11 protein-coding genes are annotated in these 12,528 nt (G+C 44.4%); 5 read left to right on the forward strand and 6 right to left on the reverse strand.

Annotation, left to right across the window (positions count from 1 at the left end; translation table 11 throughout):
* The first annotated feature begins 226 nt into the window (after positions 1–226).
* A complete protein-coding gene (locus L1D23_RS03415; RefSeq protein ID WP_239864224.1) occupies positions 227–1,702 on the forward strand; it encodes a peptide MFS transporter in 1,476 nt (491 codons plus the stop codon).
* A gap of 131 nt (positions 1,703–1,833) precedes the next feature.
* Here L1D23_RS03415 and L1D23_RS03420 read toward each other — a convergent pair whose 3' ends face one another.
* The 5 genes from L1D23_RS03420 to L1D23_RS03440 all read right to left on the reverse strand — a co-directional run bounded on the left by L1D23_RS03420 (position 1,834) and on the right by L1D23_RS03440 (position 7,627).
* Positions 1,834–2,736: an EamA family transporter gene (locus tag L1D23_RS03420; protein ID WP_239865372.1), complete on the reverse strand. Its 903-nt coding sequence runs from the start codon at positions 2,734–2,736 to the stop codon at positions 1,834–1,836.
* 58 nt (positions 2,737–2,794) lie between these two features.
* On the reverse strand, positions 2,795–3,499 hold the full coding sequence (gene phnR / locus L1D23_RS03425) for a phosphonate utilization transcriptional regulator PhnR (protein WP_239836225.1): 705 nt from the start codon (positions 3,497–3,499) through the stop codon (positions 2,795–2,797).
* Between the two features lie 9 nt (positions 3,500–3,508).
* A complete protein-coding gene (locus L1D23_RS03430) occupies positions 3,509–5,236 on the reverse strand; it encodes a putative 2-aminoethylphosphonate ABC transporter permease subunit (RefSeq protein WP_239836224.1) in 1,728 nt (575 codons plus the stop codon).
* Between the two features lie 10 nt (positions 5,237–5,246).
* Positions 5,247–6,359, reverse strand: coding sequence for a putative 2-aminoethylphosphonate ABC transporter ATP-binding protein (locus tag L1D23_RS03435; RefSeq protein ID WP_239836223.1), 1,113 nt, complete (start codon positions 6,357–6,359; stop codon positions 5,247–5,249).
* A gap of 257 nt (positions 6,360–6,616) precedes the next feature.
* The gene (locus tag L1D23_RS03440) at positions 6,617–7,627 is read right to left on the reverse strand and encodes a putative 2-aminoethylphosphonate ABC transporter substrate-binding protein (protein WP_239836222.1); all 1,011 of its coding nucleotides are present in this window, start codon (positions 7,625–7,627) and stop codon (positions 6,617–6,619) included.
* A 294-nt stretch (positions 7,628–7,921) separates the two neighbouring features.
* Between L1D23_RS03440 and phnW the strand changes: the two genes are divergently transcribed.
* From phnW to phnX, 3 genes are read left to right on the forward strand one after another with little or no spacing between them, the layout of a single operon-like run.
* Entirely contained in the window at positions 7,922–9,037 is a 1,116-nt protein-coding gene (phnW, locus tag L1D23_RS03445) for a 2-aminoethylphosphonate--pyruvate transaminase (RefSeq protein ID WP_239864225.1), read from the forward strand.
* 4 nt (positions 9,038–9,041) lie between these two features.
* Positions 9,042–10,415 carry an aspartate aminotransferase family protein gene (locus L1D23_RS03450; RefSeq protein WP_239864226.1) on the forward strand — a complete coding sequence of 458 codons (1,374 nt, stop codon included), beginning with the start codon at positions 9,042–9,044 and terminating at the stop codon, positions 10,413–10,415.
* 16 nt (positions 10,416–10,431) lie between these two features.
* Positions 10,432–11,247: a phosphonoacetaldehyde hydrolase gene (gene phnX / locus L1D23_RS03455; RefSeq protein WP_239864227.1), complete on the forward strand. Its 816-nt coding sequence runs from the start codon at positions 10,432–10,434 to the stop codon at positions 11,245–11,247.
* A gap of 59 nt (positions 11,248–11,306) precedes the next feature.
* Here the strand turns inward: phnX and L1D23_RS03460 are convergent, their stop codons facing one another.
* Positions 11,307–11,909, reverse strand: a complete 603-nt coding sequence (locus L1D23_RS03460) for a DUF1294 domain-containing protein (protein ID WP_239864228.1) — start codon at positions 11,907–11,909, stop codon at positions 11,307–11,309.
* 233 nt (positions 11,910–12,142) lie between these two features.
* Between L1D23_RS03460 and L1D23_RS03465 the strand changes: the two genes are divergently transcribed.
* The gene (locus tag L1D23_RS03465; RefSeq protein WP_239864230.1) at positions 12,143–12,463 is read left to right on the forward strand and encodes a hypothetical protein; all 321 of its coding nucleotides are present in this window, start codon (positions 12,143–12,145) and stop codon (positions 12,461–12,463) included.
* The last annotated feature ends 65 nt before the right edge of the window (positions 12,464–12,528 follow it).

Raw genomic sequence — 12,528 nt, forward strand, 5'->3', positions numbered from 1 at the left:
GTTAGTACGCAAAAATGAAATTGCAGACTCCTGACAAAAGGCTTGCAAATCGTGCTTATCCAACGCAAACGTTTTAGATCAATTTCATTATAAAAAGTTATGCGAAATTTAGAAAAAATCGTGCATGGATTATGTTTTCTGCGATAATTGTTTCAATTTATAACAAACCACAAATGATATAATTATCAGACATTAATTCTATATCACACAATTATGCGAGACTATTATGTGGAATAAACTCAATAAATCAATGATGTTCTGCCAAGCAATGTTTGGCTTATCATTCTACGGTGTGATGGTTATCCTGACCCGATTCTTCTTAGAAGATTTAGGGTACAGTGAAGCCGACACCATGATGGTTGTCGGGGCTTTCTCTTCTATTGGCCCACTTTTCGCCATTGCGGGTGGGTTCATAGCGGATAAATTCCTCGGCGCCTATCGTTCGTTGACCATTGCTTACGGTACATTCGCAATAGGATACGCCTTGCTCGTTTTAGGTGCTTCCACCACCAATGTTCCGATGAGCTTAATCGGTATTGCCTTGGCTAGCTATGCCCGTGGGTTGATGTCTCCTTCTTATCCCAGTCTTTACAAGCGCACTTTTTCAACAGAAGAAGACTTCGAAAACGGCTACCCAGTCAACTATTCTGTTAACAATGTAGGCGCTCTGCTCGGTCAATATCTATTCCCTATGTTTGTGTTAGCGATAGGTTTCCACGGTAGCTTTATGCTCTCAGCAGTAATGGCTGGCTTTGCTTTTATCATCTTAGTTATCTTCAACAAACAATTAGTTGGCGTGGGTGCCGATATTGACCAGACCCCTGTCAGCATAAAAAATTGGCTCTCTTTCTTTGCGTTATCTGCCGCGATGGTTGGCTTGGTGTTTTTCATGTTCTCGAACATGGCTATCGGTAAAAACATCGTTTACGCCATTGGCGCAGCCGCGATTCTGTACTTCATTACTCTCATGATTAAGTCTGGCAAGTCGGACGCACTGAAAATGGGCACGATTCTGATCATGACAGTGCTGACAACCTGCTTCTTTGTTTACTATGGCCAGATGATGACATCGATGACGATGGTCACCATCAATACGATGCGTGGTGATTTGTTCAATATCATCCCTATTGCCCCTGAAGCCTCAATGGCAATGAACCCGCTTTGGTGTATCGTCGCAGGCCCGGTGATTGCCATGACATTCTCTTCACTCGAGAAAAAAGGGATTAACTTCTCTACCGCGACAAAGATTGGTTTTGCCTTTATCTTCACTGCTATTGCCTTTGGTATCTTAACGATGGCGGTAATGAATATCGGTGAAGACGTAGTGATCCGCCCTGAAATCTTCCTGGCAATTCACTTCTTCCAAGCGTTTGCAGAAGTCATCGTCGGTAGCTTAGTCGTTGCCTTTATTCTATCGGTGGCTCCTAAACATATTGAAGGCTTCTCGGTGTCTTTGTTTTCCGTCGCAATAGCACTGAGTGGAATTGTTGGTGCGGTTTTCTCTACTTCTATAGCGCTCGAAAAAGGCCAAGAACTGACCCAAGAGATTGTTCAAACGGTTTACGGTGATTACTTCCAACTGCTGACTGTATTAGCTGTCTTAATGGTCGTCATCGCACTAGTCTCTTCATTCATTATTCGCAAGATTCTCGATGCGGCGCATGCTGACGAGCAACCCACAATGGTGGAAGTGGAAAGCTAATAACCCAGAAATACATATAAAATGCCCCAGCGAGGAAATCATTGGGGCTTTTACTCGCTGCAGACTAGAGGTTTAACTCTCATCGATTTTCGTCGTAAAGAGAACAATACAAAGCATGTTGATTAGCGCAATTAGGCTACCGTCAAAACCAATCCAACTAAAATCAATATTGTTCCTATCAGTCGGGTCATTAAGAATTTTTCTGATAGCCAAATGATCCCAAAAACCATACCAAACACAATACTCAGTTGACGCAAGGCAACAACATAACTGACATTTTCTGTCATTGTCATGGCATATAACACTAACCCATAAGTTGTTGACATCATTGTGCCAGCTAATGCTGAAGGCTTTTTAATCGCCCAGGCCTGTTTAAAATCGTCACCCCTTCGTGCAATAAGCAAATAGAGGGTAATGCAAAGCGCAATAGACCAAAACTGTATACCAAGATAGAAAATAGCAGAACTTCTGTCACTAACCACGTTTTGAAATGTACTGGCTAAAAGCAGCAAGGCTTCTTTATCAAGAATGGAATAACCTGTAGTTCCAAAAGCGGCAATCAATGCCCATAGAACCCCCACGTTGAGATAATCTCTAATATTGAACTGACTAAATGACTCTAAAGGCACAAATAAACAGCCAAGAGTGATCAACGTAAAGCCAATCCAGCTGTTGATGCTCAGCTCATAGCCCAATACAACGGTTACTAATCCAACCATCAAAACAGGCAGTGCTCGTGCGATAGGATAAATCACGCCGATATCCGCCTGCTTGTAAGCAAAACCAAGTCCCAGCAGATAAATCATCTGCGCAATACCGCTGACAATCAGGATTAGCCAAAACGTCGTCGGAAAGAAAGTCATATCAACTTGGTTAAGATACCAAATCACATAAGGAGTCAGTAGTATTGCGGCGGCTGAACTACTGGCGAGAAAAAATGCGGGCCCTGAAGCCTTGTTGCTTTTACTAAGCAGATTCCAACCAGCGTGAAGGAAAGCGGAGATCACGACCAGTGTGATGGCCCAAAGTGACATAGAAAATCCTTGTGAAAAAAGGCTTCCTGTCGGAAGCCCATCCATAGTAAAGAGCAGGTTAACGGTTTAGTTCAGCAAGGGATTCAATACTGATAGCATCATGACGCCAGTATTCAATGTCACAATCAATAAGCTCTCCATGCTGGTTGTAGTTAATACGCTCAACCACCATTGCAGGCGTACCTGAGGTCGCTCTCAATGCTTGTGCGGTATCGCCAAGCAAACTGCTGGTACTGATTCGGTATCTGATCTTTTGATACACCATGCCAAAGTGATCACGATAAATATCCGTGAGTGACTGAGACAAGTCAAAATCGAGTAGGTTCGGAAACCATTCAGGGCGAATGTAGTTAGTCACAAACACGACTGGGCGACCTTCTAAGTAACGCACTCTATCTACCTTGTATACATCGGAAAAAGGCTGAAGCCCAAGTAAACTCGCTGCCTGCTTATTAGCCAATATGCCTTTGGCGGCAACCAGCTCCGTCAGAGGTGTTCGCTTCTGTGATAAGGCCATATTAGTAAAGTTCAGTGTTTGCGTCGGATCGTATCTAAGTGGCTCTGGAGATATAAACCAACCTCGACGATCTTCTCGGTAAATACGACCTTCTGATTCCAGTAGTGACAGCGCCTCGCGTAAAGTCACACGGGTTGTATCAAAGGATTCTGCTAACTTGCGCTCTGCGGGTAATTTTTGTCTAGGTGACAAAAGACCTGATTCTATTTGTTCAACAATGGAATCTTTAATTTTTACGTACTGCACTCGTTGTCCTTACCTTCTGCGCCACGCTTGCGTTCTATTTTCCAACCATTTCCCTAACGTCATGTGCACCAATTTTGCCACAGCAGCAGAAATCATAATCATGACTGCCATCGCAGCAGCTGCGCCTGTTTGCCCAGCATCATCCATATTTAGTACAGATACTGAAGCAGGAATGGTTTCAGTTGAATAAATGAATACTACCGCAGAAGTGGTCGTTAATGCATTAATAAACAGATAGGTAGCGATATCTAACGTTGCAGGAACACACACTGGCAAAGTCACTTTGAAGAACAATTTGTACTGAGGCAGCTTCACCGAGGCCGCCGTGGCTTCAATCTCTGCAGGGATTTGCTTTAGTGCCGTCAAGGCAGTCATATGCCCAACCGTGTAGTAATGCACAACCGTATTAATCACCAAAAATGCCATCGTACCGTAAAGGAAACTCAAAGGATTGTTGGCGTCATTAAAATAGAATATGTAACCCAAGCCGAGCACCATACCAGGAACCGCCATAGGCACCACACTTAACATTTGCATTGCCTGCCGAATAGGTGCAAACGCTCGCCCTTTTTCGATGCAGTAAGCTCCGACAAAAATCAGTGCAGTACCAATGATCGCAGCCCATGTAGCCAAAGACAATGAATTAAAATAAGGTTGCCAGCCGTAAGTACTCATCTCGGCAAAATTATAGTTATTTAACGTCAATGCTTTATTCCATGGCCAGAAGGTAACCAATGATCCATACACCGCCATACCAAGCACGGCAAGCACTGCTAATGAAATGACTGAGCAATAAACAAAACAAGCGCCATCGCGCAAAGTGTTTGGCTCTGGCTGATAAGGCACGGAGCGAGTATCAAACAAACTCTTTTGCTTCTTCTGTACCCAACGGTCAGCAACAAACGCTAATAAAGCAGGGATCAACAACAAGATGCTGGTCACCGCCCCCATCGAAAAGTTCTGCTGTCCTACCACTTGCTTAAAAATATCAGTCGCAAGGACGTTGTAACTCCCTCCAATGACTTTCGGCACACCGAAATCGCAAACCACCAAAGTAAATACAACGATAAGCGTGCTTATCAAACCATATTTGGCAGCAGGTAATGTCACCACAAAAAAAGTTTTCAGTGGCGATGTTTTAAGCGCCCGCGCGGCTTCATAAAGACGCGCGTCAGACGTTCTGAGTGAGGTGGTTAATATCATCAGCGCATGAGGAAACGTCCAGAAGATCAAGCCTAGAGAGATACCAATCAAACCATAAACCGAGTGCCCACCGAGGATTTCTTTGGCAATACCTTGATTACCAAACAAGAAGATCAAACTAATTGCAGGTAATAACGACGGAGCAAGAATCGGCGCCGCCCCCAACACATGAAACATGGCTTTAAATGGCATACAGGAGCGTGTCAACGCATAGGCATAGCCAAATGCCAATACCCCGACAACGCCAGTCACCAGAATGCCGACTGTGAACGTATTACCCAAAGACTGCCACAAACTTGCTTGGGAAAAATAATTAGCAAAATTGGCTAAACCAACAAACTCCCCTTCCGCACCTTGAACGCTTTTTTCCAGCATTGCCCACAAGGGCATGACGATAAAGAGCACCAATAGTGTGAAAAGAAAAGCAAGTAAACCAAATAAGACGATATTGTCGCGGCTTACTCGTTTTAACAGGCCAGCGGGCCGAGCTTTAAGGGCATTCATCGTCGGGCTATTCATTGTGTTACTTTCCATTAATCTATCCCTAAGCCGCAATCGCTTTATCACCCGTAGGGCTCATCACTGGGTAGGCTCTTGCCCCATGCTCAGCAAATTGAATGTAGCGAATATCACCAATTCGAAGTTTCATGTTTTGCGCTTGCTCCCCAGACACATCAATAAAGATGGGCTGTGCATGTTTGTCATGCTGCAACTCACACTCATATCGCCAGAAAGCCCCTAGAAATTCATAGGTACGAATACGCACCGGCAACGCATTTTTAACCTCATCTGAGAAGCGAATATTCTCTGGACGGATAGCTAAATCAAAGTGATCACCACGAACCAAATCGCGATTTTCCAATATCGGCGCTTCAATCAATGACTCTGCAATTCTAAGCTGGCTGTCAGTTGCAACGGAAGCGTTGATAAAGTTCATGCTACCAACAAACTCCGCGACAAATCTGGTGGCTGGCTGTTGATAGATCTCTTGTGGCGTGCCAACTTGTTCAATAACACCGTGATTCATAACAACAATACGATCAGCCATGGTTAGCGCCTCATCCTGATCATGGGTCACCATAATCGTGGTAATTCCCAGCTTACGTTGGAGCTTGCAAATCTCATCGCGAAGGTGCACTCGAACCTTAGCATCCAAAGCTGATAAAGGTTCATCAAGAAGCAACAATCCTGGAGATAAAGCCAATGCACGAGCAAGCGCAACACGCTGCTGCTGCCCTCCAGAAAGTTGGTTTGGGTACTTCTGTCCTGATGTTGCTAGCCCTATCATATCAAGCCAGCAATCCACCTTTTCTAAGGCTTCCTGATTCGTCATCCCCTGATTCTTCAAACCAATGGCAATATTTTCTTGGACGGTTAAATTGGGGAATAAGGCATAGGATTGGAAAACGATACCAAAGTCGCGCTTCTCTGGGGGGAGAAAAGTCGTCTCCTCACCATGTTGAGATATGGAGCCAGAAGTCGGTAAATCGAGACCAGCAATGGCTCTTAGTAAGGTCGTTTTTCCACAACCGGATGGCCCAAGGAAACAAACAAACTCACCTTTTTCAATGGATAGCGAAATTTGTTTTAGTGCTGTGAACTGTCCGAATTGCTTCACAACATTTTCAATCTGTAGATAAGGTTGGTTAGTTGGCATAACACACACTCCAAATGGTATATACCAACTTTAAATCTGGTTTATTTCAGGCACATTACAAATTTATAGAGCAAAGATGACAAAAAAATGAATAAGAGATTCATATATCCAACACCGCTAGTGCTATTGGATACCAGCCTCTTGTGTAACTCTTTATCTGCTCACACCAATATTGATAAAAATACCTCTAGCTGATTAGAAAACAAAAGGGAGAACCTAAGTTCTCCCTATGGATTAACCAAATTGTGTATCACTGATTACGATTTTGGCTCAGACTTTGCGTCAAATTTCGCAGACCAAGTAGCCAAGATATCAGCTCGCTTGCTACCCATTTGCGCAAAATCCATCTCCGCCATATTTTCTTGTACATTCGGGAAGTTGGACACTGTTGCTTTCACTTCTTTATGACCAACCACTGGGTACATTTCTACGTACAGTTCATTAGCACTCTTAGAAATGGACCAGTCAACCACACGTTTCGCTGCGTCAGACTCTTTTACCAAACCAACCGCTTCTGATTCCCAACCAATACCTTTAGGCGTAATCACCGCAAGTGGCGCACCTTGAGTTTTCAGCTTAGCGCCGCGACTTGCCATTGAGATACCAATCGCCACTTCTCCCATACCTGCTTGAACACAAGGTTTAGAGCCTGAATGCGTGTAATGAGCAATATTTTTATCCAGTGCTTTCATGTAATTCCAGCCCTGGTCCTCACCCATGCTTTGAAGCCACGCTGACACCTGCATATATCCAGTACCAGATGACGCTGGGTTTGGCATTGCAATATGGCCTTTGTAAACCGGATCCGTCAGATCTTCCCATGACGATGGTTTAGGTAGGTTCAACTGTTTTGCCACAGCTTCATTGAAACAAACCGCATTGAAATATGCGTCATTACCGAACCAAGCTTGATTCGACTGCGGGTCGTTGAGGTTGGCATGTAGAGACTCAGCACCTTTTGGTGTATATGGCTTAAGCAAGCCTTGCTCTTTCAGCAATGCCATTGAAGAGCCCGCAAGGCCCCATACGACTTCCGCACGCGGGTTGTTTTTTTCAGCAAGGAGTTTTGCTGTCATTATACCCGTAGAGTCACGGACCCACTTAATTGTGATGTCTGGGTTTTCTTTTTCAAATGCCGATTTATATTTTGCAAGAATGTCAGTTTCAAAAGCGGTATAAACCGTCACTTCCTCAGCGGCCATCACATTAGTCGCTAGAACAGAGACAAGCGCAGCCAGCGATCCTTTCATCAAACGGTTCTTCATCATTTTCTCCAGTTAAGACTCTATCGTTTGAGACCAATTCACTTCCCTTTGGGCAAAATACATTGGTCTGTACCAGTTAATGACATACACCCTAAATTGGCTTTGTGACGATTCTATGAATAAAAAATGGCACTTTTTATAAACCTGTTCAAAAAATCCTCCTTCATCACGGACCTAATATTTTCGATATGAAAGTTTTATGAATTTCAGTTTTTGTCTATTTACTCATCGTTTCCTCGCTTGCTAGAGTAAGCTTAAATTCTGGTGTATACCAAAAAAAACAAAATGGATATTAGGATGAATAACGAATACCTACTACTTACTCCTGGACCTCTATCAACTTCTGCTACTGTTCGTCAAGCCATGCTCAAAGACTGGTGTACTTGGGATGATGATTACAACAGAGATATCGTCGAAGTGATTCGAGCGCAACTGGTGAAGTTAGCCACTCATCACAGCGGCTATACAAGCGTATTGATGCAAGGCAGTGGCACGGCGTCTGTCGAAGCAACAATAGGCAGCGTTATTAGCAAAAAAGGCAAGTTGCTGGTCATCGATAATGGCGCATATGGTGCTCGAATCGCCCAAATCGCACAATGTTTGGACATCCATTGCCATGTCGTTTCCCCTGGCGAAACATCACAGCCAAACTTGAACGAGGTGGAAACGGCATTGGCAACGGATCCCGATATCACACACGTTGCTGTCGTTCATTGTGAAACGACAACCGGCATGCTTAACCCAATTCAACCCCTGACTAAACTCGCGAAACAATATGGCAAAGTCGTCATCCTAGATGCAATGTCGAGTTTCGGGGGTATCCCAATGGATATTGGTGACATGGGTATCGACTTCATGATCAGCTCAGCCAATAAATGCATTCAAGGCGTACCTGGTTTTGGCTTTGTCATCGCTAAGAAGGAAGAGTTGGAAAAATGTCAGGGTCGTGCACGTTCTCTTAGCTTAGACCTCTATGACCAGTGGCACTGCATGGAAAAGAATCACGGTAAATGGCGTTTCACGTCACCAACTCATACTGTGCGTGCTTTCTACCAAGCTCTGCTAGAGCTGGAACAAGAAGGCGGTATCGAAGCGAGGTACCTGCGCTACCACACCAATCAGACCACGCTGGTCGCTGGTATGCGTTCCCTTGGTTTTGAGCCTTTGCTCAACGACGAGCTTCACTCTCCAATCATTACTTCCTTCTATTCACCCACCCACGAAGATTATCAGTTTAAGACCTTTTATGAACGCCTTAAAGAACAAGGGTTTGTGATCTATCCAGGTAAAGTATCGGATGCAGATTGTTTCCGAATTGGCAACATCGGCGAAGTCTACCCACAAGACATTGAACGCCTGATTGGGGCGATAAAAAACGCCATGTACTGGCAAGAAACAGCAACGGTAGCTTAATGCCATGAGTCAATCAGTCAAACCCACTCACTTTCGTAGCGAAGGGGACGTGAACACCACCTCTGCACGACAAGCTTGGAGCGCTTCTTTGAAAGATGAGCAAACGCAAAGCTTACTTCAACGCGATAGTGATGTGTTCGTGCATCAGGCAATGTCGACCCCTTGTTTAGACGCGCTTGAAAGTGCTGAAGGCATTTATCTGCAAGACGCAACGGGCAAGAAATACATGGATTTCCATGGTAACAATGTCCACCAGTTAGGTTACGGCCACCCTCATATCATTAAAAAAGTCACGGAGCAAATAGCAAGCTTGCCATTTTCTCCTCGTCGATTCACCAATGAAACGGCCATCAAATGTGCAGAAAAGCTCACTCAAATCTGTGGCGGAGAGCTAAATCGAGTGCTCTTTGCCCCCGGTGGCACTTCGGCCATAGGAATGGCACTCAAATTAGCTCGCCATGTCACGGGAAACTTCAAGGTGGTATCACTTTGGGACTCGTTTCATGGAGCCTCGCTTGATGCCATTTCCGTTGGAGGCGAAGCTTGCTTCCGAGAAGGTATGGGGCCTTTAATGGCTGGTGTAGAACGCATTCCACCTGCCGTTTCTTATCGGGGGGCATTTCCCAATACCTCTGATGATGTTCACTACGCCGATTATCTAGAGTATGTCATCGAGAAAGAAGGCGGTATTGGTGCATTTATTGCTGAGGCAGTACGAAACACCGATGTTCAAGTCCCGAGCAAAGCCTATTGGAAACGTGTACGTGAGATTTGTGACAAACACAATGTCATGTTGATCATCGACGATATTCCTAATGGTATGGGGCGTAGCGGTGAATGGTTTACTTATCAAGCTTACGATATAGAACCGGACATTTTATGTATTGGTAAAGGCTTTGGCGGAGGCCTGGTTCCAATTGCAGCTATGGTCACCAAAGACAAATACAACACCGCTGAGCAGATCTCTATGGGTCATTACACCCATGAGAAGAGTCCAATAGGTTGCGCCGCCGCTCTCGCGACCATGGAAGCTATTAAGCAAGAAGGTTTGCTGGAAAAAGTAAAAGACGATAGCAAATTTGTACGTAAAAAATTGCTGGAAATGAAAGAGAAATACCCAGTAATTGGAGACATTCGTGGCATTGGCCTGCTCTGGGGAATAGAGCTCGTTACCGATAAACAAACAAAACAGCGAGCGTACGATGAAGCAGAGTCAGTACTTTACCAATGCCTCAACAATGGGCTGAGCTTTAAAGTCTCCCAAGGTAATGTGATTCAGTTGAGTCCTCCACTGATCATTTCACGCCAACAACTGACCGAAGCACTAGCGATCTTTGAAGAAGCAATCGCTAATGTGTGTAATGAATACAACTATTGATAACAAGGTATCAATTATGACTAATTCACCAATCCAAGCCGTTATCTTTGACTGGGCTGGGACCATAGTAGATTTTGGTTCATTTGCTCCAACCAGTATTTTCGTTGAAGCCTTCAAACAAGGTTTCGATTTCGACATAAACCTTGCAGAAGCCCGAGAGCCGATGGGACTGGGTAAATGGGATCACATCCAAGCGGTAGGCCAGCTGCCATCTGTCGATAAACGCTGGAACGAACAATTTGGTCGTTCAATGAACAGTGACGATATTGACCGTATTTACGCAGCCTTTATGCCGCTGCAAAAAGCCAAAGTGGCCGACCACGCAGAACCAATTCTCAATGCCATTGAAGTGGTCGATAATCTAAAAGCTCAAGGTATCAAAATTGGATCCTGTTCAGGTTATCCTCGTGAAGTCATGGATGTGCTTATTCCTGTCGCAGCCGACTATGGCTACAAACCAGACTATGTCGTAGCAACGGATGACCTTCCTCAAGGTGGTCGCCCTGCCCCCTACATGGCACTAAAAAATGTTATCGAACTCAGTGTGACGGATGTTAAGGCATGCATCAAAGTTGATGACGCTGCCCCAGGAATTGACGAAGGGCACAATGCGGGTATGTGGACTGTTGGATTGCTACTATCCGGTAATGAAGCCGGGTTAACTTTCGAAGAATATCAATCTGCAGATGAAGATACGTTGAATCAAGCACGTGAGAAGGCCAAAGCAAAACTCATCAAAAGCGCCCCTCATTACCTCATCGATACGATTTCTGAGTTACCAGACGTGATTAAAGATGTCGAGCGCCGATTAGCAGCCGGAGAGCGCCCATAAACGGTGACAGACAGCTACAGCGAGTATCAGCCAGCTACCACAAAGTAGCTGGCTGCTTTTTAAAACAAAAGCATCACTTGCAACTGAGACAAAAACTCTAAGGTTGTCATCATTCCCTCTTCTGTTAGCGTCCAGCAAAACAGAGTAAAGTTTGCTAGTAGTGTCACCCAAAATAGACTTTTAAAGCCTATATCACTGTATTTATGATGCAGAACAGACTGAGCCAACAACGCTCCGGGCCAGCCACCAAAAACATTGATGATATGAAAAGTGACCGATGGTACTCGCCAACCACCAGTATGAAGCGCATGTTTATCTAGTGCGTACACCATATATGCAATGGTACTTAGCGTAATGTAGAGAACAAAAGAAAGCGGTGGATAATCAAGCAGAAAAACACTCGCCACAAGAGTGCTGAAAAACCAAATGGCTATTGAAAGCGTAAAATTGAAGACTACCTGACGCTCTATATTAACAGCACGTATCCCTCCATGCGCATCCTTAGCTAAGCGAAATTGCACTCGTTCACTGATACGAGGAGGATGACCATACGCTTCCAAATCACATAGATGGAACTTAATCTGTGCTTCCTGATCATCAACCGAAATATATCCGTAGCCTTTACTATCATGCCACTCACTAATGGTGCCTTGAATAGCCATAATGATCCCTCACTCCCTTGAGCGTCCTACTCAAGGATACCTAGCCCAACCAATCTATTATTTATTTGCACTGCTACGAGTAGTTTAGCTCATAAACAACAAGTTGCTTAATAACATTATAATAATGCTTCAAGTAACCCCAGTTTGGGCTCAACATCATTACTGACAGTTTCTGACACTCCACTGCCATACACTCACTTTGAACTTAAAACAAAGTCAAAAGGAGTAACACAATGGAAAACGTTATTGAAATGGTTAGCTTTAAACTATTATCAGGTACAACACCGGATGAATTGGTAGAAGCGGCCAATCAAAGCCAGAAGTTCGTCGCCAATTTAAAAGGCTTTCAATATCGTTCCTTGAGCCATAACGAGGAGAACAACACATGGACAGATGTCGTGTATTGGGACTCAATGGAAGATGCTAAAGCCGCTGGTGAGCAGTTTGTTAACTGTGCTGACTGTCAACCTCTAATGGCACTGATTGACTCCGAATCGGTGAACATGCAACATCAGATTCTCCGAATGAGCGATCTAGCAGCTAAGTACCAGTAATATTGATTTAACGCCTCGCTAAGGAGAACATTTCGATGTTCTCCTTTTAATCAACAAGGAAAGAA

This window comes from Vibrio sp. Isolate24 (assembly GCF_022398215.1).
Lineage (GTDB): Bacteria > Pseudomonadota > Gammaproteobacteria > Enterobacterales > Vibrionaceae > Vibrio > Vibrio coralliilyticus_A.